This window comes from Acinetobacter sp. FDAARGOS_494, from assembly GCF_003812225.1.
In the GTDB taxonomy this organism is placed as follows: Bacteria; Pseudomonadota; Gammaproteobacteria; order Pseudomonadales; family Moraxellaceae; genus Acinetobacter; species Acinetobacter baumannii.
This window is the reverse complement of sequence record NZ_CP033866.1, coordinates 2834236-2853856: the sequence shown is the minus strand read 5'-3', so window position 1 is coordinate 2853856 and position 19621 is coordinate 2834236. Positions and strand designations below refer to the sequence as shown.

Genomic DNA, 19621 nt, shown 5'->3' with positions numbered 1-19621 from the left:
AGGCAAAAAAAAGAGCCATTCGGCTCAGTTGATTACGCAGTTTCCGCAGCATTTTGAAATATCAAGTTTCGAAACAAACGGCGGATTCTTTGCAGCTTCAACGATACGTTTAACGCTTTGACTCGCCCCCCACCGTTTGGTTACACCAACAAACTCTTCGACATCGTGACCAGCTAAATAATGTTTAGGTAAACCTGTTGAGCTACTAAAGATCATTTCACCGTCTTCATCACGTTCTACGCCTATATGGTAGAGTTCATGCTCAAGCAAAGCACAAAACTCACGATCATTTGCTTTGTCGCAAAATGTAGCATCAATGGTGATCAAGTATGTTGGCACAAAGCCGAACCAGTCTCGCATCTGTTGCTCTTGTCTGGCCTTACGCCATCCACCAACATTGAACATGACTTTTTCGCACTGACCTAACACCATAGCTTGCTTGCTTTTATATGCAGAAGAGGCCCAAGCACATGCTAAAAATTCTTCATTATCGTGAAGCAGCTCAGCTATGTGATCATGATCGGGATTATAAAGAGGTCCACCAATAGTTAAGTAATTAGCAACAACCCATTTTTTTAGATCTGGTGCTGGTGTTAGTCTTATTGCTTCTTCTTCATCTGCTTGATCAATAAAATCAGTCGGTGGAAATGGTCTGATCTGCTCCATCTTCAATTCTCGCTAATTCGTCTTTTATCCAGTTAATGACATATCCCGACAAAACAGAGTCTGGATGAAAGCGCTCTATTTTGTAACCCATCTCTTCAGCATGATCATATCGATCAAGACTCCATGCTTTATTTGACAGTTTTCCACTACGCCCACCAGACCAGGAACCGCCCTCAATTTCAATGAGCAAACGCAATTTCACAATATGAAAGTCAAAGCGCCAGTGTTTGGTATGGATCGGCTGAAACTTCTGTTCAAATCCAATCGACAAATCCTCAAGCTCTTCCTTAAGTGTTGCCTCAGCCTCGAGATATTTTTGTGTAGGCTTTGGCAGTGGCCGGCTTTTAGGTTTAGTTTTAGGTTCTTTTTTCCGAGTAAGCCAAAAGTATTCTGTAGAATCCATTATTCTTACCCATAAAAAAACCGCCCTAAGGCGGTGGCTAAAAATAGAGACAACTAACTATTATTTCTTAAAAGTTGCCTTATAAAGCTTTGAATTAAAGTAATCCGTAATTTCTTTACCTTCGGTTTGAATTTTTTCCTCATTTAAAGGTAAAAAATCTAATTCATATTTCAAGCTCATATACTCTGGAATAAATTTCTTTATAGGCGGAGGTGGTTTAGGTCCACCTTCTGTAATTTTTTCGATAAATCCAGCTAACCATAAAATATACTCACCTTCTGAATTATGAGGAGGAATCAAACTCACATCTATTTTTACTTTACATTCATCTAATTGTTTACTAAACAATTCAACAAAATCAATAAAATTATATTTTAATTTAAATTCTGTTCCCTCAATTTCTCTGCGTATACATGTCATAAGTAAGTTCATATTTTCAATACAGTCATGTGAAAACAATTCCTCATCTTTAATTTTGTTATAAATATTTTCCGCAAACATGAGATACTGTGGCATTTCGGCAGCTCCTCATTTTTATAAAGTATTTTTCTTAAGGTAGTCCTATTATAACAATGTTGCAACAAGAAATTTTCCATTTTTAGTTTAAGGAAATTTTAAAAATTATAAAAACGATTATATTCAATAAATTAGTACGAATAAAAGCTAGGGAAAGTTTGATTTTTCTATTGAGCTTTAAAATGGATTATTGTGTTTAAATTATCAATTTAAAAAGCTTGCCTAGTAGGCAAGCTCCCCCTTTTTTGATATTTGCGCTGATCAATAAGGTTTAGGGTTACTTAAAGCAACACACTGATAATACTGAAATATTCAAAAATAAAAAAGCCCACTTCCTATTTTTATTCAGAAATGGGCTTAGCGAAAAAAAACGCTTAGACCTGAAATAGGAAATATCTATTCGGAAATATCTCCAACTTCATATTGGCATAATATTTAAGCACTAGCAATAGGGATTGAATTAAAAATATCAAATATTCATATTTAAATAGATAAAGATTTCTTTTTTTAAATGGTTTTATTTTTAGCCTACATAATTTTTTTACTTATCAAGACTTATAAAGAATATGTGCCCATCAATAGGTAATACTTAATAAGGTCTTATGTGTAGTAACCATTAGGCTCTAGAGAGTAAGAAATCACACTGACTAAAAATAAAAAATAATTAATTTTCAATATCAATGATCATATACTGCAAAGTTAAGTATATTCCAACTTCTCCATTGTTGAGTGCCTCATATAAGTCTTCATCAACAAAATCTCCAGATTCATCATCTAGCCATTTATGAATTTGAATAATTTGTATATTCCCTTTTTTGTCTATTCTTGCTATTGGGTCTATTACGGACCGAACTATCACCTTCTTCTTCGTCTCAACATCAAGCAATGTGATAATTGTCATTTTAAAATCCTTATAAATATCCTGTATAACAACTACGCTCAATCAATAAAGATTTTTATATTTAAATTACTCCAATAGCAATCTTTTCAATCTAAAAAATAAATAAAAAACACTTTAATAGTATGTGCCTATTAGAAAAGATACCTTAAATATTCTACTAGCAATAAAAAACCGCTTTAAGGGCTGTTCATCTAAAATTCACAGGTACTTAATGAAGTTTTTTTTTCTGTCTTTGCATCTTTCTGGGCTCACAAATTTTTCCAATAAAGTTAGTTAACCACAAAATACTTTCTTCACGATCTTCAAAATGAGGTATAAGACTTAAATCTACTTTTATCTTGCGATCAGCTAAAGGCAAACTTAAACAATGTTCAAAGTCTATTGAGCTGTACTTCAATTTGAGTCTTTTTTCTGCAGCTTGATTCTTTATCTCAGCCATAATGCGATTTAGATTAACGATCAAATTATTTGAAATTTTATTATTTTCATATACCCGTTCGTAAACTGTCTCAGCTACATCAATGTAATTTATTAGCTCTACATTCTTATTCACGACATTTGTACTCCGTTTTTTATAATTATCCGTCTAAAATAATGTTTATTTGATTTACTAAATCCTTCGCCTAGGTAAAGATTGTTTAAATTCTGTCACCCTGATTTTAAGTAAATATTTGAATTTATTATGCAATTACTGAGTTTTATAATATTTATATACATCTTTGTTCTTAACGCCCCTTTTTTCTATCACTTGCCCATTGAGTTCACCATCAACGCAAATAAACATTGTACTAATCCATAAAATTATGGAGATCAGCTTAACACAAAAAGAAAAAGCCCCCACTAATCAATAGTGAGGCTTTGCCGTATTTCCCGGCTAGCACATTTAAAAATCGATAGCTAAAAAAAAGCCAACTTGTTAGAGTCAGCTTAATTCAATCGTTTGAGAATCATGCTTGCATAGTTATTGTCCGTTGCAATCTTCTATCATTTTTATTTTTATAAATATAATTTAAACCAGCCATGTGACATTTTGATTAAATTTCACTCAACACTTTTTTTGTTAAATAAGTCACATTTAATCTTATTAATGCACTAACCATTACAACCTATAAACACAATGTGTATCAATTACTTCTGCTTGATTTTGTAAATTACAGTATCCTTAGTTTACCTAACTGCCAAAATCAATAACACAATGGAACACCAAACACTTTTAGACGAATTAAATTCGCAGATTGAATATTACTCAAAAAGAACTGACTGCCCACCAACTAGAATTCGTATTGGGTATAAAACCTATTACGAATTAATGCAGAATCCTAAATTTGCCGATGAAGTATCAAACTCCGCTTTAGATCCAAACAAACGCAAATACAAAAAATTAAAAATAAAAGTTACTAAGGATGACAATCAACTTGAACTTGAATGATTTCTCATAAAAAAGCCTACTCTTTCAAGTAGGCTTTCCCCTTATGACTTTTGCGCTGATCATTAAGGTTTATTGTTGTTTAAAGCAACACTCAGATCTTACAGAAATACTTAACAATAAAATAGCCCCGCCAATAATCGATATTTAGCAGAGCTTCTTAAAGCTTATACAGTTTATCGTGGAAGATATCTTTTTGAACCTGTGCTATTAAGGCAGTAATGTCCACCTCTAGGCCCAACACAATAAGTTCCAGATGTGCAGTAACAAGAGTTATTAGTCGTTTTACTATAACTTCTTGGAGTCCGTGTAGTAGCAGAACTTCTAGTTCTAGTATTATTATAGCCTTTTGATTCTCTTTGAGGAGTTGAGTAAACAGGCTGCCTGTTATCAAAACTCCCTTTTGAATATCTATAGGTGACTGGTGGAGTATAACAACCAGCAAAACTGCACAAATATTTAGTATCAATCCATTGTTGTCTATCCATATTTGGATTTAATAACGCCCATTCATCTTGGTACCAGAATACATAAACTTCACTTCCCCCTTTCAATTTAAAGATTTCTTTGCCATTTGGCATATCCTTGACTGGAGCGGTATCAACACTAATCCAATTTTTAACTGGATTAAACCTTTCAACTTTTTGCTGCGAAAAGTCTATGGACGGTATAGATACACATCCACTAATACCCAAAGTAATAACTAACCCTATTAAATAATTTTTCATTTTATTAACTTCTTAGAAAGAATAATTTTAATGCGAAGTAAACAATAAGCTACCTAATAAAAGCAACATATACTTTCATCTAATTTAAATACATAAAGAAAAATTAAAAAACCCGCTTCTAAAAAGAAACGGGTCAAAAAACAAAAAACTTTCAGCGCAGTATTTGTGACATATCATACAAGTTAGAAGATGTATTTACAATATACTTTAAGCTTAATTTTTTGATGCTCTCAAAATATCCAAAACTCGCTTTGACATTTCATGCAAGTTGGACCCTATTGGTAGCCAAAAATGATAATTAATGTTGTCACGGTTAAAAACTTGCTTGTAGTACTCAGTTTTGAATGATGGATCAATGTCAGAAGCCTTAAGTAATCTGCCTTCTTTTTCGATCACTTGCCCATCTAATTCACCACCAACACAGATATTCATTTTTACCAGCCTGGACTATATAGCAAAAAATAAAAAAAATCCGTACCTTGGGGAAAGTACGGACTAAGCTTTTCAACTGAAAAACACTATAATGGAAATAGACATCATATAGTAAGTTTAATATACGATAAATTTCATGTTTTTTCAAATCCTAATTAAAAGCCCACGATTAAGTGAGCTTTTAAAACAAATTGGTGCAACGCTTATAACTTTGTCCACTATATCAAAAATATGCCATAAAGCGTCTAGACAGTCAACAAGTCTAAATTATGCTTTTCTACTAATTGAGAAGCTTTTAAACGTTCAACGATTTTAATCATTAGATCATTGGCAGTTATAACGTCGATTCCTTCAAATGCTTTTAGTGTTAATTGCAATTTATTATTAATTACATTTGTAATTATTGATATTTTACCAAAATAATCAGGGTAGTATTTCAAAGTTTCATTAACTTTCTCCCGACTAACGCCTTCATATAGTTTTACAGTGTATGTTTTCATTTGAACCTCCATTTTGTCTTAATCTTTTATCATGACCTAATAAATAAAATCTAGCGCAACTCACCATAATTGCGACCTGAGCTTTAGATTGGTTTGTTTCTTGAGCAACCTTCAACAATCCTTTATTTTCAACCTTATTTTTAATTAAACAAATTAATGCAAACTTAGTTGTAAAATCTGTTTTATCAGAATTTAATAGACTTCGTAAAAGTGCTTGAATTTGATCCGCCTCATAATCACTGATCTCACATCGAATATAAGATTTACTTTTTTGTACTTCTTTGCCAGCTTCACGCATCAACCAGTAAATTTGATTGATATGAAGCCCATCTGGCAAATCACCCCCTTTCATTCTAACTGTTTCACACCATGCGCCAAACTGCTCTAACCAACCGTCAATAGTATATTTAGACCAATCCATTTGTTGTGTTTTTAAAACTGCACTCATTTTTCACCTACCAATTGCTCAATTTGTTTAATCGCCACGCCTGCTTTCACTTGCTCTGTGCTGAACCGTAAAACTGTAAAACCCATCATTGCTGCGGAGTTGTATTTCTCCATATCCCCTATATAGCCTTTGCCCCTTGTATGACGGCCTCCACTCCAGATCCCGCCTTCAACCTCAATCAAAATTTTTGTACCAATAATCAGAAAATCAGCTCTCCATTTGCGTTTTGGATGGAACTTATATTCCTGTTCAAAACCGATCTTGCATGCTCTTAAATGCGTTGCCAGAACCATTTCACCCACACTTGGTTGTCTGGCAACTTGCTTTGCTGAACGCCGCTTTTTATTTTTCTTTATCGGAAATAACTTGCGGTATTCAGCAATGCTGACTGATGACATCAAGCACCACCTTTCAGCAAATTTTTCAACTGATTAGCAAAGCAGTTATAAACTCGTGCTTTATCTTGATCGCCAAAAAGGCTTGAAGCATGAGCATCGTGTTTATACTTTTGAACTAGGTTTTCAATTGAACTTCTTAGCTCAACTAAATTCGCTTGTTGTTCTTTTTGAATCTCCCAAGCCCACTTTCCAGATTTACCCTCAAACTCACTCATGACTGGCTCCTTTTCCTCTGGCAACTTAGTCATAACACCATCTGGAAATTTAAAATCTCCATGCCACTTCCCGTTTTCCCAAATAGACCAAATCCCACATTCATCACTGTTGTAGTAATATCCAGCCTGCCAATGTGTCGCACCTTTAGGGCGGCGTTTTAATATTTGTTCAAACATAACCGCCTCCGTATATTGATTCGTAATCAGCAATTGCTTGAAGCAACTTGTATCCAGCCGATTCAGGCCTGTTTTTGCAATGAGACAAGTCATATAGCTTTACATCATCAATGCCGCCCCATGATTCGACCAAATCAACCGACTCCACTAGACGCTTAAGTTCAGAAAGGTCTACAAAATATTTTTCTCGGTCAGCCTTGCTAATCTCTACACTTTGACCACATTGGAACTCGAAACCTTCATTCCACTCAGTTGCGTTAGAAGGTGCTGAATCAACGATTTCTTTCGCGTATTGCAGCCCTTTATCTCTAATTAATTTGGATGCTTTCATACATTCGCCCCTTCAATTAGCTGAAGAATATTTCTAGGTATTGGCATACCCTCCCGACGGCACATCTCTGCATATTCATATGGATTATCAAAAGGATCTGGACCTAATTCTTTTGCAAGTTCAGGCTCTTTTTCTTTTGCCTGAAGTTTTTGTACTGGTGCTGGTTTACGGCCATTAATCTTTAACCGTTCCATCAAAGATTTGAGATGCTTTTGCGCTTCCTCATTGGAAACTGGTATATGCACTTTCTGCTCATTTTTCTGAGCTAATAAAATTGGTTCTTGGTACCAAGCTTGGGTTTTACCCTTCAGTTGTGCTTCAGCCTTGTATTCATCATAGATCTTGATAAATTCCATTTTGGCTTTGTACATTTCACCGTCTTGGATTAGTAAATAAACTTGGTCTAAAACAAATTTGGTCAAGGTTGTAATTTCTTGGTTCTGCTCTCTTCCGTCTGGCAATGTCACTTTTTTGTGTTGAGAGATCTGAGTGTATTCACAAGCCTTAACCCAAGCCTTCTCAGCGCTCCACCAATCATCACCCATGCACATAGCACGGAATTCAGCGAAGTTAGGCATGTATGTATTTGTACTTGCGTAAAATAGCGCTAAGCCTCTTTGAAGTTGGTTAGGTGTAACCCCAACCAATGCTTTAGCAAGCTGCTGTTCAACGATTTGCATTGGAACGGCATTTTTCCCCTCTACTGGAAAATTCTTATTGAACTGAACAGCGTATTTAGTTCTGTAAGCCGCAATTAGTTCTTTCAAAAAACTTTCAAATGGTGCTAATTCATTCATGATTAATAGCCTCCAAAATCTTGTGACACTGGCGTAACGTCAATCACGTTTGAACGGTTGCTCTCAGCGTACATTTGAGTGAAATAACCCGGTTCTTCAGGAACGTTATGAGATTGTGGGTTTTCCTGAATTTGATTTTGGCGAGGCTCAAATACACCCTGATAATTTCCGATAATTGAGTTTTCCAGTGATTGGTTAGCCAAAGGTCCAAACGAGATAAGTTTTTTAAGGATTAGCTTTACTGCGTTTTCAGAAAGTGGTTTTTTGATGCTGATACGCATATCAACAAAATTGTTCCACAGTTCTGAATCTACACATGCAGGTAGTTCAACTGAACGTGGATTAAATTCATTTGGTTTTTCTGTTTTAGGTTTTTCAGAAACAGACCCTCTTTTTTTATTTATTTTTTTATTACTTTGAGAGTTGTTTTTGATAGTGATACTTTGTGTGTTAAAAATTTTTACTAGTAGCGGTAAAAAATTTTTACTAGTGTAGTTAAAATTTTTAACTAGAAGTGGTAAAGAATTTTTACTAGTTTGGCCATAAATTTCAGGTAGTAAAAAATTTTTACTAGGGAATTTAAGCACTAAACCAACGCTAGTATCGTTACCTAATTTGAATGTATTTCCATGAATTGTGCTTGGTTGTTCCACGACTAAACCAACTTTAATTAATTCATTAAGGCATTTAACAACTGTCGGTCTACTCTTCCCTGTAATCTCTTCAAATTGAGTTAAAGAGATGGAATCCATCTCCTTATTCCAGCCACGAGTTTTACGGCAAATAACTAAATAAATTTTGCATGCAGCATCAGAGATTTTATTTAAAACCTCGTCAACAAATGCATTAGGCACTTGAAAGGAATTAGGCACAAAATTACTCATGTACACCGACCTTAGGCTTTACATACCCACCAAATTTTTGAACCAAGTCAGCATTAGCCAAACTATTAACGATCTGCCCTGCTAACCACTGATTAGTGCGAAAACGCTGTGCCATAGTTTGTGAAAATTCTTCACGCGTTATTGCAGCATTATTTTCGTCATAACCTTTGGCTCTTAGATTTTTACGGTTACGATCATGTAGCTCATTGAGAATCACTAACGCTGGATCAAAGAAGGACTGAATTTCCTGAATCTGTTTGTACTCAGGTTTATACTTAAATTAACTATTCATGACACCTCCGCTAATGCTTGCTCTGCGCTTGTTAGCCGGCGTTTGGCGTTGAGCTCTGCTACTGTTGCTGTACGGATTTCTTTTGATGAAACCAGAATCAAATGATTCTCCGATTTGATAGTCCACAACCTAGTCAAAGTTTTGTTTTTAACTTCAAACAAATCATTTGATTTGAAAGTACGGCACTCTTTAGTAAGCACTACAACGTCACCCACTAAAAATTCTGGCTGGTTGCGTTCGGTTGTTTGATTTGATAAATTGTTTTGCATATTCATGGGTTCCTAAATTTGTGAATGCGAAACCACTCCTGTTACAGCAGGTAGTGGTTTTTTATTTGAATAAAATCCGCATGTATTCAGGTGAAGTGAATGCATGTGCTAAATAAACTCGCGTTGCTTCTGCAATTTCAGGTGAGCAATACACATCACTTTCTTGCACAACCTTCAAACCAATGGCTGTCAACAAAAAGCTAATAAACTCAATCTCAGTCCATCCATTTGATTTCTTTTCTGTTTTCATCCGTGAAAGGATGCTTGCATCGACATTTATCATCTCTGCTACTTGTCTTTGATTGCTAGCGTTAAGTGCTTGCAATATGAGCGATTCGTTATTGCTAGCGCTTGCAGGCAATTCATTTAATACTTTGCTCATGGTTTAGTTCCTAAGCGGTTAATGCTTGTAAATCGGCTTTAAGTTTGCCTTTGGTTTTGACTTGCAGGACTGCTTGAGTTCTGGCTGGTATACCGTTGTTTTCCCACTTCCAGAGGGTCACGGTTGAATATCCAGTTTTTTCAGACAACTCTTTCCGATTTTTGCAGCCGTGGTATGTCATGAGGTCACTAATTTTCATGGTTACACCAAGTTAACTATAGTTAATAAACCAAATTTACCACTTGTTAACCATAGTTTCAATAGATCGTATTAACATTAGTTAATGTTTTTGGAATATTTGTTATGTCTTTACACACTCGAATTAGGCAAAAACTTGAAGAAAAAAAATTAAGAGCCGCTGATTTAGCAAGAGCAACTAAAAAATCTCCTGTTGCAGCAAAGAAATGGCTAGATGGAACTAGCGTACCTACAGCAGAAAATTTGAAAGTCATTGCGAAATTTTTAGGTGTGAGTGACGATTGGTTGCTTTATGGTGGATCGGATGAACAAGAATCGAGTAACAATTTAGCTCAATTAAATGTTATTGATATTGAAGCATTTAAGCAGAAGTACAATATTCCAGATAGTGAAGATGCCGTTAAGTTTGTTCAAGCGCCAGCTAAGCCTTTCCCTATACAAAAAAGATATGTTCCAGTTAAAGCCTATTCAAAAATGGGAATGGATGGGTATTTCACAGATATGGGATACGATGGAAATGCTGGGGATGGCTATGTTCCAACTCATACAGCAGGTCCACGAGCCTATGGCATTAAAGGCACTGGCGACTCAATGTTTCCAGCAATTCGTAATGGCTGGTATGTTGTATGCGACCCTGATGCAGATCTTGTGCCGAATGAGTTTGTTCAGGTGTGCTTGAAGGATGGAAGATGCACAATTAAAGAATTTGTCGGCATCAATGGTGGGGTTTTAAGTTTGCTTTCTGTGAATGGTGGTGAGCGATTTTTCTTTGAAATGGACGAAGTTGAAAGTATTACCGCTATTACAGATATCGTGCCGCCAAGTCAGCACAGACAAGAACATCCTTATTCGCATTAATCACAGGAAGACTTATGGACAATTCAAAACGACCAATCAACCAGATTATTGCTCGCATCAATGATGCTGCGAAACATGGTGAAGCTTTGGTGCTAACAGCCGAAGAAGTGAAGATCCTCTCAAAGGACATTGGTGATAAAGTCTTTATTCCAGTCCTTACAAATGAACAAGTAGTGCAGTTGGTAAAAGAAGGAAAGCTTGGGCAGAAAATTAACAACACCAAAGATTAATAAGTTGTGAACCCGACACAGTACTTTAGAGCGATTCGGGAGGAGGAAATAATGAGTAAAACAGTAGTAAAAGACAAAACAGTACACTACAAAAAAGTAGATTTTCTAAAAGGCGCCAATCTAGGTCAATTACTAAAAGCACAATTGCTGGATAAGGATTCTTTTTACTATAAAGCCATAAATCGTCAACAATTTGTCTCCGCAACAAAAGATGATTTTATTCTAATTAATCATGCTAGTTCACACCAAAGCATGTTCTTTGGCGAGTTGATTATTGTTGAGTCAGGCAAAGCTCAGGCTGTATTAAAGATAGACAGTGATGATGCTACTGAATTTCCCATTAAAACCTATTTAACAGATGATCTGCCAGATGATGAAGATGGCGTTGACGCTACAGAGGTTGTAAGAAAAGAGTTTATTGATAGTGTTCTTTACTTTGGTGTTATTGATAACCATGTCGCAATCATTCAATCAAGATCACTTACCGCTAGAACCTTGGAGTCATATTTGGGCTGGCTTTTGGGTGAAGCAGCCAAAGCATTGCCAGAGAATAGTGCATTAATATTAAAAGATGCTCCAAATCCCACTGTTAAGCAAAAGCTTGAATCAACTCCAGCTAAAACTATTTCAATCTCATCTGGCATTGGGTCAACAGAACTTCAACCTGTTCATACTGTCGAATCAAGCATACCTGCGAAAATTGACTATAAAATTGAAGATAATGTGGTTGATGTGCTTAAGTCAGCTTTTGGAGTTGATTTAGAAAATTTAAAACTAGAGGATGGGCTTGATGACGCAAACCTAAAGTTAAAATTAACACTTACATACAACCGCAAAACCTCAAAAAGTGGGCAAAAAGTTATTGATACTGTAGCTTCATCCATGCGACATAATGATGATTATGTTATTACTCTTGAGGATGGGACCAAGGTTACGGCTGATAATCTAAAAATGAGCGGCAAGATTTCAGTTGAAACAATCAATAATAAAGTTTATAACGACGGCCTAAAAGTTCAATTGTATAATTGGATGACTACCAATATAAATTTTGGTGACTAATATGGCTAAACGCTACTTACCCTTCTACAATAATGCTAGATTTATCGCACTAGTGTTAGTCGGTCTGTTTGCTATATTTTCAATAATTTTTAAATATTTAGAGTTAAATATTACAATAAATCTGGTTCAATTTTCATTTGTACTGCTTCTCCCTTTAAGTCAAATTTATTTGGCTTATAAAGGTATGCTCGATGCATTAAAGCTTGATGGTTTAAATCAGTCAGAACGAGATAGGTTGACTTCAACTGTGGACATAAGAAGTAAGTCATCTTTATATGTGGCTATGCTTTTTATTATTCTTGTTTTTAGTATGTATATACTTAATTTATTAGGCTTACTTTCAGCTAAGCATCTTTTAGCTCTAATACTTTCTGTTGGACTCACCTCAATTTTTAGCTTCTTCTTAGCTTGGTCTGACTTAAGAGAAATCTCTTTGCTTGAAAAAACATTAAAAGATCGCAAAGAATCAAGAGAGGCAAAAGCAAAAGTATTGAGCAATAAGTAAAAAGCGATCCAATTCATCTAATCTACCCACCACCACGGTGGGTTTTCTTTTTTAATATATTCAAATTTTCCCTGATATTATGGGATTAAGACTTTGTGCCAACATTGATCTTAAATAACCATTAATATCGGAGAAAATATGAAAACTGAAATCATAGAAGCTCTAGCGTTAGAGCTTACTAAGGCAACCATTGCTGATACTGATCCTTCAACCATCAATATAAAAAGTGCTGATCTTTGGGTTAAAACCTACCAGGAATCACTGAAAGCGGTAGAAGAAGCTTTAAAAGAACTTAAGCCAAAGCCTAAAGCCACATCAAAACCCATTTCAGGAATGAGCTAACCCTGATTACTCACACTCTACTATACTTACCTTGCAGTTATTCTTGGTGGCAAAGTCATCAAGAATAGCTTTCAGCGCATACGCGTTCCGAAGCGTGCACTCTATTTTGAAAGCGGCTGTGCAATCACCAAAAAGAATCTTTTCAGCACGATCAACTTTTTCTTCTAGTTGATCAATATTACTTTCCTGAAGCAGTAGTTTCTCAACCATCTGCTTGCGCCATTCAAACATTTCTTCGCCTAGACTCATTTCTATCACCTTTGATAGTTGGGTTTTCTTTTGTCTATTAAAGCATGAATTATAGTTAATAAAAAGATTAACCATTGTTAACTTTTCTCTTGACTAAAAAATTAACCATAGTTAATATAAATCTCGTAGACAACAAAAAAGCACATCGACTCTCTTACCTTCCGATGTGCTTTTGCAAACTGCGAGATCAATTATGAACGTAAAAGCTACCCCTTTCAACTCATTTGCATTTGTCAGCATGGCTGCTCTTGCAATCTCTGGTGGTTCTTTAGTTGCTTGCCAATTGCAACCAGCTTTCCAAACAAAAGACGCACCTACTCTTTTTACACCTAAAACTCAACCAAGTACTTACAGCGTGTTAACCGCAAAAATCACAGGTAAGCATTCTGGAGTTGCTGTAATTAAATTAGATAGCTTCCGTTTAAACGTTAGCTTTGATTTTGAAGCTCATCCAGACAGCTACGGCGTTCCGGGTTCTGAATTCACCACTGTTGATATTACCCAACTCACAGTAAATGAAATCACTGACATTAATGGTAAGTCATATAACGATTTCACCGAATTTGAAGACATCCGCAACATCAATAGCCTTCTAAAAGGCTTCATCGAACGTAACAAGTTGGTGGAGGCAGCCTAATGAAAGATTACAACTGCCCTACTTGCAAGAAGATGATTCCTGTTGACCGTTCAAAAATCAAAGCTGGTGATGAGGTTTCATTTTGCAGAGTAACCCAATCTTCTAAATCTGCTCGTTTTTCTTCAAAAGAAGGAATTGTCGATTGCCGTGAAGGTGATGTGGTTTTAGTTAAATATCGCAAAGAAATTATTCCTTTAAATATTAAGGACGTCTCACCTGTAGATGCTCCTAGCCCGCTTACGTATGCCTTTGTTGGTGCATGCGAATGTAAGGAGGCTGAACATGTCTAATTTCAAAAAGCACCCTGACGGCTATAAGTCTTTTTTAGGTCGTGATGATAAAGGGCTGTATTCAGTTCGCATCGGCTGGCAAGTGTACGCATCTAATGCTAATGGCTCAGTTCTTTACAAAGTTAAAGACGGATTTAAGACGCCTTTAAATGTGTTCAGGTTCCAAACTGACTATCCAAAAGTTTGGAATGAACTCACACAAGAAATTGATTTTCAGCGCAGAAAGCAGCTCGCTATAAAACTGCGTGAAACAAATATCCCTACCTATGACCGCAAAGCTTATAAAACTAAGCGCGGCTTCACTGGCTCAAGATAAGGATAATAAAAATGGCTCTACCGATTATTACTGCTGACCAAACTTTATTAGTTCAAGCAATTATTGTGTACCTATACGCTGATCCGGGTTTAGGTAAATCATCGATGGGCTTTACTGCGGAAAAAGCAATTTCTTTTGACTTTGACCGTGGTGCTCACCGTACTGGTGAATTACGTCGAGGTGCGGTTGTACAGGTTCAACAATGGAGTGATGTTGCAAACCTTACGCCGCAGGACTTAGCACCCTATAAAACCGTAGTCATTGATACCGTGGGTGCAATGCTTGAATGCATTAAAACCCACCTGTTACTTACGGCAAATAACCGTCAAAAAGATGGTTCTTTAAAGTTAAAGGCTCAAGGATTAGCGAACCAAACGTTCAAGCAATACATCAATACTTTGATCAGTTTAGGTAAAGACGTTGTTTTCATTGCACACGCTTCAGAAGATCAAAACGGTGATCAAATTATTTACCGACCAGATCTAGGTGGTAAAAACCGTAACGAGCTTTACCGTATCGCAGATGTGATGGGTTATCTAACAACTGTTACTACAGGTGAAGGTAAAAATGCCCGCGTTATTAATTTTAAACCCTCGCCTACACATCATGCGAAAAACTCAGGTGCTTTAGGTGGTGAAACTGGTGAAGTATGGGTACCAGATCTTAAAGCACATCCTACTTTCTTGGCTGACCTGATTACTCAAGCTAAAGATCACATTAACACCTTAACGCCTGCACAACTTGCAGCAGCTAAAGCCCAAGAAGAGCTAGAAAACTGGAAACAAAGCTGTGAAGAAGCTGAGCATGCAGGTGACCTTAATCAATTAACTGAGTCGCTTGATAAAGAACACATGTATTACCAGAACATGCGCCAAGCAATGTTAATGAGAGCTAAAGCATTGAATTGCACGTTTGATAAACAACGTGGCACTTGGATTAGTCCACCAGAATTTAACGGTATCTCAGATCAACAAAGAGATGAACTTCAAAACTTTATTGCTGAACGTGGCCTCGATGTAAAAACAGTTTGTGAGCACTTCGGCATAGATGCCCTGATCCAAATTGAAGCGGCAAAACTAACTGCAGTTAAACAAGAAATTGAAACCTTAGCGAAAACGGGGATGACAGCATGAAAATTCTAAATAAAGTTGAAGCCAAACTTGCTTGGGCCAACGGTGAATTACTTTTAGTAAATAATACTGAGCGTAATGGCTGGGAACCATTTAACCCTTATGACTTTGGCTTTGATGTTTTTGATAAATTCGAATTTCAATTAAAGCCTAGAACTATTTTTATTGGTGAATTTGAGGTACCAGAACCATTAAGAGTTGCGCCAGAAAAAGGTTCTACTTGCTCTTACCCTAGCCCAACTGTTGAATTAGGTGTGCAGCAGTTTAAGTGGAATGGATCTAAAGGACAATTGCGCATGCTCCAGCATGGCCAAGTTCACTCAAGTTTTGATAATGCATTTGCTCATTGCTGCGCGATTATTAAAATCAGCGGTGGTGAGTTTGCGGAAGACATTCTAAAACTTCTAAATAAGCCTACTGAAGAAGTCGAAGAAGAAAAGCCTTCAGAAAGTCATGCGGAATCTCTAAAAGTTAAAAATTCAAAACCAGAGGTTGTAGAAAAAGCACAAACAGCTGAGCCGGCTATTGAATCAGAAACCGCTGATTCAGAATATCAGAAGAAACTTGATACCCTGCTGCAACGAGTTAAGGACTCAAAAACACCAGACGAAGTAAATGCAGTTTATCGATATACACGCACTTGGTCTGATAAACAAATGGAGCCTTTGCTACTTGCAACTCACAAACGTCTTGAAGAGCTCGAAAAATCTAAGGCGCAAGCAACTGAACCACCTTCACTAATGGTCCAGATCCAAAACGCGCCCGATCTCACAACATTAGATGCTTTGGAAATAGATGTGGCCGCACGAGATCCACAGATTCAATCACGACTCATGGACTTTGTTAAGAAACGCCGCTTTGAATTAGAGAACCCTACATCTACGCCACTTCAAGAGGCTGAGCCTGATTATTTATTAGGAGACGGTTTCTAATATGAAAGATCAGTACAAGAAAGTGAGCCAAAAACACATGCTTGGTTTTATGTACTACTTGCAATTGCTGGGCTACGTAATAGTCCGGCAAGGCATGGATCAAGCGATGTTTCTAACCAAGCATTATGCGGTACCAGTCGCTTGGCGCCGCATAACGATCGACTATCACAACCGGTTAAATAAACCCGCGCAGCAGCTTTATAAAGAGTTTGTTGAATGGACTAAAGAAGAATATGCAGAGATGGTGGCTTAAATGACAGGTAATGAACGTATCCCTTTTGAATCACAATTCAAAACTACAGAAATTTTTAAACGTGAAAGTGCTATTCGTAAAAATGACATCCTAGCATTCAGTGAAACAATGAATGGCTATTTCAATATTGTAACTAATGATGCTTGGCAGTTATGGAATAAAGCCAAAGCCGAGACGGTGCCAGATACTCCCACCCCTAGTGTCACTCTAACTTGCGCTGAACTAAAAGAAGCCTTTGATTTTGGTGCGCCAGATGGGGAAAAAGATCAATTCCAGATGGAAACTGAAATGACCATCAAATGGCTCCAAGATGGTTATGACGGTGAAGGATACTACTGTTGGTATGCTGATTTACCTGAGGAAGGTTGCATTAAGTTGGGTGTTAGCGAATCGGGAGCTGAAGGATGAGTGAATCAACTTTATGGGCGGTTGCAATGCGACCTGAAGGTTACAGCCCTTTTAAGCAAACGCCAGCAGCTTCAAAAGAGATAGCTGAGCGAGCTGTTGAGCGTTATAGAAAAATGCATGAAAAGGAAGGCAACAACTTTTTCTTAGAAATTTTTGATGATGTTATCAAAGTTCAGAAATGGCACGGTTCCCGCAAAGATCATATTAAAAATCTATTTTATGTTGAGAGTTGGTTTAGTGAACCTATGTACCAATGCTTTGATTTGAAGACAGCTGAACGTGTTTTTAAATTTGATGAAATAGTAATTTGCTACAAGAAAGGCTCTGCCCCTCTTGTAACCAAAAGCTTTGATGAAGCAAAACTATTTTATGGATCTAGTGAGACGGGTTTTAAATATCAGATCCAGCCAATAGAACCACCTGAAAACCTTTTCAATTGGTTTCATCCAGATATTGAATTGTTTGACACCATTGAAGAAGGAGCTGAAGCCTATACAAGAGAACAGTGGGCACAACTTCAAATGAATCTTAGAGTTGAAATTGAAACTCAACTATTAGATTACGATGAAATACCAAATATACCGGAAGATGCAGTAGTTTGGCCAAACTGGAAGCCAGAACCGCCAGAACAAGGACTCTTTTTAATTGCAGCATTTGATTCAGAAGATGGCCCTGTACTTTGGTGGGCAAATCCTAAAGCGGAAAGTAAGGAGAAATAAATGTCACGTTTAACTAAATTAGATCGTATGACTCATGCAGAAAAAGAGGCTGCTAAGAAGGAATTTTGGGAAGCTGCTGATAATCAAACTTTTCCACCTGAAACAGTAGCTATTGTTATGCACGTATCCTTACCGTGGTTGCAGAAGAAAAGATGTGAAGGTGGCGGCATTCCATTCTCTAAACCTCATAAACGACAAGTAAATTATATGAAGTCTGATGTTTTGGCTTATATTGAACAAAACAAAATGGCACATACAGCATAAGCGGCTAAGTGCCGCTTTTTTAATCACCAAAAATAGACCTTTAATAGACTTAAACTTGAAAAATAGACCGTATTTATCAAAATAGACCATTAATAGACTATTTTTGTATTGCTAAAGATTGTGTAATATTGCATTGTATTGCTTTAATATAAATTACTCTGTACACGACAAATTTCACAGAACCCTTATCCTATCAGGGTTCTGCCTTCTTAAAATTGCCAAAATTTCCTTAAACTCTTCTTTTTTCCCAAAACCAATTAAACGCTGAATCGCCATTTGAACATAGTCTAAACCATAGCGAAATAAACTCATTGAGAGTCGTCCATGCTTCTTTATTTTTATCGCTTTTTTTTGATCATGTTGCCATTCACCCGTTAAGTAACACCAACAGAAGCTTATAGCTAACACCGCAATCAATTTTTTCACTCGTCTAGGGTCTGTCAAGCGCGTATTTTCAAGATTAAACCCGCGTCCTTTGAGACAACTGAATAAGGTTTCAATTTCCCAGCGTAATGCATAATCCTGAATAGCATTGGCATTAAACTGAGGAGAAACGACGAGTAAAAGCTCTCCATTTTCTAACTGTAGTGCACTTATATATAGTTTCACCCGACCAACCAAAATCCGTCGTTTACGACATTCAATTTGACCAACTTTAAGATGGCGAAATAAATCACTAATTTTATGATTCTTTCCTAAATGATTGGTGACAATGAAGTTTTTTTAACACGAATGCAGAAGTTGATGTCTTGTTCAATTAACCATGTAAACCACTGCTCACCGATAAACTCTCTGTCTGCGAACACATTCACAATACGGTCTTTACCAAAAATGGCTATAAAGCGTTGAATCAAAGCAATACGCTCTTTCGTATCTGAATTTCCACGTTTATTAAGCAATGTCCAAAGGATAGGTATCGCTATTCCACGATAAACGATTGCGAGCATCAGGATATTAATATTTCGTTTTCCCCATTTCCAATTGGTTCTATCTAAAGTCAGTTGCACTTGGTCGAATGAAAACATATTGAAAATCAACTGAGAAATTTGACGATAATCAAAATACTGACCTGCAAAGAAGCGCTGCATACGTCGATAAAATGATTGTGGTAAGCACTTGATGGGCAAGGCTTTAGATGCAGAAGAAAGATTACATGTTTGCTTTAAAATAATCACAAGCATGATGAGCGCAAAGCACTTTAAATGTGACTTGTTCCATTTTAGATATTTGTTTAAGATAAGATATAACTCATTGAGATGTGTCATAGTATTCGTCGTTAGAAAACAATTATTATGACATTATTTCAATGAGTTATCTATTTTTATCGTGTACAGAGTATAAATTATTAAAAATATTGATTTTTTAATATCGCTAGGTATTGCTTAATATTGCAATGTATTGCTAGAATTGAGAAAGACCCGCTGAACTTTAGGGTTCAAGGGTAACGACATGCAGCGGCATCTTCG

Annotated in this window: 35 protein-coding genes; 15 read left to right on the top strand and 20 right to left on the bottom strand. The window is 36.5% G+C overall.

The features are described 5' to 3' along the window. Positions 1-24 precede the first annotated feature (24 nt). The 5 genes from EG365_RS13900 to EG365_RS13880 all read right to left on the bottom strand — a co-directional run bounded on the left by EG365_RS13900 (position 25) and on the right by EG365_RS13880 (position 3039). Positions 25-666: a putative metallopeptidase gene (locus tag EG365_RS13900; RefSeq protein WP_000435230.1), complete on the bottom strand. Its 642-nt coding sequence runs from the start codon at positions 664-666 to the stop codon at positions 25-27. After that, positions 635-1069 carry a hypothetical protein gene (locus EG365_RS13895; RefSeq protein WP_000378523.1) on the bottom strand — a complete coding sequence of 145 codons (435 nt, stop codon included), beginning with the start codon at positions 1067-1069 and terminating at the stop codon, positions 635-637. The genes EG365_RS13900 and EG365_RS13895 overlap by 32 nt, the downstream gene beginning before the upstream one ends. Positions 1070-1129: 60 nt before the next feature. After that, entirely contained in the window at positions 1130-1585 is a 456-nt protein-coding gene (locus tag EG365_RS13890; protein WP_001136773.1) for a hypothetical protein, read from the bottom strand. Between the two features lie 664 nt (positions 1586-2249). Further along, complete coding sequence (locus EG365_RS13885) at positions 2250-2486, bottom strand: hypothetical protein (RefSeq protein WP_000152657.1); 237 nt, start codon at positions 2484-2486, stop codon at positions 2250-2252. 208 nt (positions 2487-2694) lie between these two features. Then, entirely contained in the window at positions 2695-3039 is a 345-nt protein-coding gene (locus EG365_RS13880; protein WP_001039309.1) for a hypothetical protein, read from the bottom strand. 642 nt (positions 3040-3681) lie between these two features. Between EG365_RS13880 and EG365_RS19385 the strand changes: the two genes are divergently transcribed. Then, complete coding sequence (locus EG365_RS19385; protein ID WP_000401163.1) at positions 3682-3915, top strand: hypothetical protein; 234 nt, start codon at positions 3682-3684, stop codon at positions 3913-3915. A 173-nt stretch (positions 3916-4088) separates the two neighbouring features. Here EG365_RS19385 and EG365_RS13870 read toward each other — a convergent pair whose 3' ends face one another. The 13 genes from EG365_RS13870 to EG365_RS13810 form a co-directional block, all read right to left on the bottom strand. After that, positions 4089-4640 (bottom strand): hypothetical protein, encoded by a 552-nt coding sequence (locus tag EG365_RS13870; RefSeq protein WP_001984397.1) that lies wholly within the window; start codon positions 4638-4640, stop codon positions 4089-4091. 213 nt (positions 4641-4853) lie between these two features. Then, positions 4854-5072, bottom strand: a complete 219-nt coding sequence (locus EG365_RS13865; protein WP_001017713.1) for a hypothetical protein — start codon at positions 5070-5072, stop codon at positions 4854-4856. Positions 5073-5317: 245 nt separating this feature from the next. Continuing rightward, positions 5318-5572 (bottom strand): hypothetical protein, encoded by a 255-nt coding sequence (locus tag EG365_RS13860; RefSeq protein WP_000861102.1) that lies wholly within the window; start codon positions 5570-5572, stop codon positions 5318-5320. After that, positions 5544-6020 carry a hypothetical protein gene (locus EG365_RS13855; protein ID WP_001277128.1) on the bottom strand — a complete coding sequence of 159 codons (477 nt, stop codon included), beginning with the start codon at positions 6018-6020 and terminating at the stop codon, positions 5544-5546. The genes EG365_RS13860 and EG365_RS13855 overlap by 29 nt, the downstream gene beginning before the upstream one ends. Continuing rightward, positions 6017-6418 carry a DUF559 domain-containing protein gene (locus tag EG365_RS13850; RefSeq protein WP_000100162.1) on the bottom strand — a complete coding sequence of 134 codons (402 nt, stop codon included), beginning with the start codon at positions 6416-6418 and terminating at the stop codon, positions 6017-6019. The genes EG365_RS13855 and EG365_RS13850 overlap by 4 nt, the downstream gene beginning before the upstream one ends. Beyond that, positions 6418-6810, bottom strand: a complete 393-nt coding sequence (locus EG365_RS13845) for a hypothetical protein (RefSeq protein WP_000462878.1) — start codon at positions 6808-6810, stop codon at positions 6418-6420. Before EG365_RS13845 ends, EG365_RS13850 begins: the two co-directional genes overlap by 1 nt. Continuing rightward, entirely contained in the window at positions 6803-7141 is a 339-nt protein-coding gene (locus EG365_RS13840; RefSeq protein ID WP_000647826.1) for a hypothetical protein, read from the bottom strand. Before EG365_RS13840 ends, EG365_RS13845 begins: the two co-directional genes overlap by 8 nt. Beyond that, positions 7138-7938 carry a hypothetical protein gene (locus EG365_RS13835; RefSeq protein ID WP_001003671.1) on the bottom strand — a complete coding sequence of 267 codons (801 nt, stop codon included), beginning with the start codon at positions 7936-7938 and terminating at the stop codon, positions 7138-7140. The genes EG365_RS13840 and EG365_RS13835 overlap by 4 nt, the downstream gene beginning before the upstream one ends. Before the next feature lie 2 nt (positions 7939-7940). After that, the gene (locus EG365_RS13830) at positions 7941-8822 is read right to left on the bottom strand and encodes a replication protein (protein WP_000064627.1); all 882 of its coding nucleotides are present in this window, start codon (positions 8820-8822) and stop codon (positions 7941-7943) included. Beyond that, complete coding sequence (locus EG365_RS13825) at positions 8815-9075, bottom strand: hypothetical protein (RefSeq protein ID WP_223233568.1); 261 nt, start codon at positions 9073-9075, stop codon at positions 8815-8817. The genes EG365_RS13830 and EG365_RS13825 overlap by 8 nt, the downstream gene beginning before the upstream one ends. Before the next feature lie 35 nt (positions 9076-9110). After that, entirely contained in the window at positions 9111-9389 is a 279-nt protein-coding gene (locus EG365_RS13820; protein ID WP_001984388.1) for a hypothetical protein, read from the bottom strand. A 55-nt stretch (positions 9390-9444) separates the two neighbouring features. Then, entirely contained in the window at positions 9445-9765 is a 321-nt protein-coding gene (locus EG365_RS13815) for a hypothetical protein (RefSeq protein WP_000048916.1), read from the bottom strand. Between the two features lie 10 nt (positions 9766-9775). Continuing rightward, positions 9776-9964, bottom strand: coding sequence for a hypothetical protein (locus tag EG365_RS13810; RefSeq protein WP_000703023.1), 189 nt, complete (start codon positions 9962-9964; stop codon positions 9776-9778). Positions 9965-10068: 104 nt separating this feature from the next. Here EG365_RS13810 and EG365_RS13805 point away from each other — a divergent pair, with 104 nt between their 5' ends. From EG365_RS13805 to EG365_RS13785, 5 genes are all read left to right on the top strand, one after another. After that, positions 10069-10821 carry a LexA family transcriptional regulator gene (locus EG365_RS13805; RefSeq protein WP_000052252.1) on the top strand — a complete coding sequence of 251 codons (753 nt, stop codon included), beginning with the start codon at positions 10069-10071 and terminating at the stop codon, positions 10819-10821. Positions 10822-10835: 14 nt separating this feature from the next. Then, positions 10836-11051, top strand: a complete 216-nt coding sequence (locus tag EG365_RS13800; RefSeq protein WP_000370485.1) for a hypothetical protein — start codon at positions 10836-10838, stop codon at positions 11049-11051. Between the two features lie 51 nt (positions 11052-11102). Next, entirely contained in the window at positions 11103-12110 is a 1008-nt protein-coding gene (locus tag EG365_RS13795; protein WP_000048052.1) for a hypothetical protein, read from the top strand. Between the two features lies 1 nt (position 12111). Further along, positions 12112-12615, top strand: coding sequence for a hypothetical protein (locus EG365_RS13790; protein ID WP_001129676.1), 504 nt, complete (start codon positions 12112-12114; stop codon positions 12613-12615). 138 nt (positions 12616-12753) lie between these two features. Next, positions 12754-12957, top strand: coding sequence for a hypothetical protein (locus tag EG365_RS13785; protein WP_000845537.1), 204 nt, complete (start codon positions 12754-12756; stop codon positions 12955-12957). 6 nt (positions 12958-12963) lie between these two features. On the opposite strand, the gene EG365_RS13780 is transcribed toward EG365_RS13785, so the two are convergent. Then, on the bottom strand, positions 12964-13206 hold the full coding sequence (locus tag EG365_RS13780; protein ID WP_000051960.1) for a hypothetical protein: 243 nt from the start codon (positions 13204-13206) through the stop codon (positions 12964-12966). Between the two features lie 193 nt (positions 13207-13399). Between EG365_RS13780 and EG365_RS13775 the strand changes: the two genes are divergently transcribed. The 9 genes from EG365_RS13775 to EG365_RS13735 are packed head-to-tail and all read left to right on the top strand — an operon-like array spanning position 13400 to position 18155. Next, positions 13400-13843, top strand: a complete 444-nt coding sequence (locus EG365_RS13775) for a hypothetical protein (protein ID WP_001101038.1) — start codon at positions 13400-13402, stop codon at positions 13841-13843. Then, positions 13843-14133, top strand: coding sequence for a hypothetical protein (locus EG365_RS13770; RefSeq protein WP_000656405.1), 291 nt, complete (start codon positions 13843-13845; stop codon positions 14131-14133). The genes EG365_RS13775 and EG365_RS13770 overlap by 1 nt, the downstream gene beginning before the upstream one ends. After that, positions 14126-14449 carry a hypothetical protein gene (locus EG365_RS13765; RefSeq protein WP_000064463.1) on the top strand — a complete coding sequence of 108 codons (324 nt, stop codon included), beginning with the start codon at positions 14126-14128 and terminating at the stop codon, positions 14447-14449. Before EG365_RS13770 ends, EG365_RS13765 begins: the two co-directional genes overlap by 8 nt. Positions 14450-14460: 11 nt before the next feature. After that, positions 14461-15582, top strand: coding sequence for an ATP-binding protein (locus tag EG365_RS13760; RefSeq protein WP_001207474.1), 1122 nt, complete (start codon positions 14461-14463; stop codon positions 15580-15582). Continuing rightward, on the top strand, positions 15579-16511 hold the full coding sequence (locus EG365_RS13755; protein WP_000698529.1) for a hypothetical protein: 933 nt from the start codon (positions 15579-15581) through the stop codon (positions 16509-16511). Before EG365_RS13760 ends, EG365_RS13755 begins: the two co-directional genes overlap by 4 nt. Before the next feature lies 1 nt (position 16512). Then, on the top strand, positions 16513-16764 hold the full coding sequence (locus EG365_RS13750; protein ID WP_000654846.1) for a hypothetical protein: 252 nt from the start codon (positions 16513-16515) through the stop codon (positions 16762-16764). Then, positions 16765-17172: a hypothetical protein gene (locus EG365_RS13745; protein WP_000147323.1), complete on the top strand. Its 408-nt coding sequence runs from the start codon at positions 16765-16767 to the stop codon at positions 17170-17172. Next, on the top strand, positions 17169-17891 hold the full coding sequence (locus EG365_RS13740) for a hypothetical protein (RefSeq protein ID WP_000004579.1): 723 nt from the start codon (positions 17169-17171) through the stop codon (positions 17889-17891). The genes EG365_RS13745 and EG365_RS13740 overlap by 4 nt, the downstream gene beginning before the upstream one ends. Next, a complete protein-coding gene (locus EG365_RS13735; RefSeq protein ID WP_000088974.1) occupies positions 17892-18155 on the top strand; it encodes a hypothetical protein in 264 nt (87 codons plus the stop codon). 174 nt (positions 18156-18329) lie between these two features. Here the strand turns inward: EG365_RS13735 and EG365_RS13730 are convergent. Beyond that, a protein-coding gene (locus EG365_RS13730; RefSeq protein ID WP_085940413.1) for an IS4-like element ISAba1 family transposase occupies positions 18330-19420 on the bottom strand; the annotation gives its coding sequence in 2 pieces (ribosomal slippage) (positions 18330-18880 and positions 18880-19420; 1092 coding nt in all). Positions 19421-19621 lie beyond the last annotated feature (201 nt).

Excerpts from the sequence above, each read along its gene's own strand:
- EG365_RS13750 (WP_000654846.1), top strand. The coding sequence starts at position 16,513 with ATGAAAGATCAGTACAAGAAAGTGAGCCAAAAACACATGCTTGGTTTT.
- EG365_RS13815 (WP_000048916.1), bottom strand. The coding sequence starts at position 9,765 with ATGAGCAAAGTATTAAATGAATTGCCTGCAAGCGCTAGCAATAACGAA.
- EG365_RS13765 (WP_000064463.1), top strand. The coding sequence starts at position 14,126 with ATGTCTAATTTCAAAAAGCACCCTGACGGCTATAAGTCTTTTTTAGGT.
- EG365_RS13785 (WP_000845537.1), top strand. The coding sequence starts at position 12,754 with ATGAAAACTGAAATCATAGAAGCTCTAGCGTTAGAGCTTACTAAGGCA.
- EG365_RS13735 (WP_000088974.1), top strand. The coding sequence starts at position 17,892 with ATGTCACGTTTAACTAAATTAGATCGTATGACTCATGCAGAAAAAGAG.
- EG365_RS13780 (WP_000051960.1), bottom strand. The coding sequence starts at position 13,206 with ATGAGTCTAGGCGAAGAAATGTTTGAATGGCGCAAGCAGATGGTTGAG.
- EG365_RS13900 (WP_000435230.1), bottom strand. The coding sequence starts at position 666 with ATGGAGCAGATCAGACCATTTCCACCGACTGATTTTATTGATCAAGCA.
- EG365_RS13890 (WP_001136773.1), bottom strand. The coding sequence starts at position 1,585 with ATGCCACAGTATCTCATGTTTGCGGAAAATATTTATAACAAAATTAAA.
- EG365_RS13770 (WP_000656405.1), top strand. The coding sequence starts at position 13,843 with ATGAAAGATTACAACTGCCCTACTTGCAAGAAGATGATTCCTGTTGAC.
- EG365_RS13760 (WP_001207474.1), top strand. The coding sequence starts at position 14,461 with ATGGCTCTACCGATTATTACTGCTGACCAAACTTTATTAGTTCAAGCA.
- EG365_RS13895 (WP_000378523.1), bottom strand. The coding sequence starts at position 1,069 with ATGGATTCTACAGAATACTTTTGGCTTACTCGGAAAAAAGAACCTAAA.
- EG365_RS13850 (WP_000100162.1), bottom strand. The coding sequence starts at position 6,418 with ATGTCATCAGTCAGCATTGCTGAATACCGCAAGTTATTTCCGATAAAG.
- EG365_RS13830 (WP_000064627.1), bottom strand. The coding sequence starts at position 8,822 with ATGAGTAATTTTGTGCCTAATTCCTTTCAAGTGCCTAATGCATTTGTT.
- EG365_RS13745 (WP_000147323.1), top strand. The coding sequence starts at position 16,765 with ATGACAGGTAATGAACGTATCCCTTTTGAATCACAATTCAAAACTACA.
- EG365_RS13865 (WP_001017713.1), bottom strand. The coding sequence starts at position 5,072 with ATGAATATCTGTGTTGGTGGTGAATTAGATGGGCAAGTGATCGAAAAA.
- EG365_RS13845 (WP_000462878.1), bottom strand. The coding sequence starts at position 6,810 with ATGTTTGAACAAATATTAAAACGCCGCCCTAAAGGTGCGACACATTGG.
- EG365_RS13795 (WP_000048052.1), top strand. The coding sequence starts at position 11,103 with ATGAGTAAAACAGTAGTAAAAGACAAAACAGTACACTACAAAAAAGTA.
- EG365_RS13755 (WP_000698529.1), top strand. The coding sequence starts at position 15,579 with ATGAAAATTCTAAATAAAGTTGAAGCCAAACTTGCTTGGGCCAACGGT.
- EG365_RS13820 (WP_001984388.1), bottom strand. The coding sequence starts at position 9,389 with ATGAATATGCAAAACAATTTATCAAATCAAACAACCGAACGCAACCAG.
- EG365_RS13805 (WP_000052252.1), top strand. The coding sequence starts at position 10,069 with ATGTCTTTACACACTCGAATTAGGCAAAAACTTGAAGAAAAAAAATTA.
- EG365_RS13855 (WP_001277128.1), bottom strand. The coding sequence starts at position 6,020 with ATGAGTGCAGTTTTAAAAACACAACAAATGGATTGGTCTAAATATACT.
- EG365_RS13740 (WP_000004579.1), top strand. The coding sequence starts at position 17,169 with ATGAGTGAATCAACTTTATGGGCGGTTGCAATGCGACCTGAAGGTTAC.
- EG365_RS19385 (WP_000401163.1), top strand. The coding sequence starts at position 3,682 with ATGGAACACCAAACACTTTTAGACGAATTAAATTCGCAGATTGAATAT.
- EG365_RS13775 (WP_001101038.1), top strand. The coding sequence starts at position 13,400 with ATGAACGTAAAAGCTACCCCTTTCAACTCATTTGCATTTGTCAGCATG.
- EG365_RS13840 (WP_000647826.1), bottom strand. The coding sequence starts at position 7,141 with ATGAAAGCATCCAAATTAATTAGAGATAAAGGGCTGCAATACGCGAAA.
- EG365_RS13790 (WP_001129676.1), top strand. The coding sequence starts at position 12,112 with ATGGCTAAACGCTACTTACCCTTCTACAATAATGCTAGATTTATCGCA.
- EG365_RS13870 (WP_001984397.1), bottom strand. The coding sequence starts at position 4,640 with ATGAAAAATTATTTAATAGGGTTAGTTATTACTTTGGGTATTAGTGGA.
- EG365_RS13835 (WP_001003671.1), bottom strand. The coding sequence starts at position 7,938 with ATGAATGAATTAGCACCATTTGAAAGTTTTTTGAAAGAACTAATTGCG.
- EG365_RS13860 (WP_000861102.1), bottom strand. The coding sequence starts at position 5,572 with ATGAAAACATACACTGTAAAACTATATGAAGGCGTTAGTCGGGAGAAA.
- EG365_RS13800 (WP_000370485.1), top strand. The coding sequence starts at position 10,836 with ATGGACAATTCAAAACGACCAATCAACCAGATTATTGCTCGCATCAAT.
- EG365_RS13810 (WP_000703023.1), bottom strand. The coding sequence starts at position 9,964 with ATGAAAATTAGTGACCTCATGACATACCACGGCTGCAAAAATCGGAAA.
- EG365_RS13885 (WP_000152657.1), bottom strand. The coding sequence starts at position 2,486 with ATGACAATTATCACATTGCTTGATGTTGAGACGAAGAAGAAGGTGATA.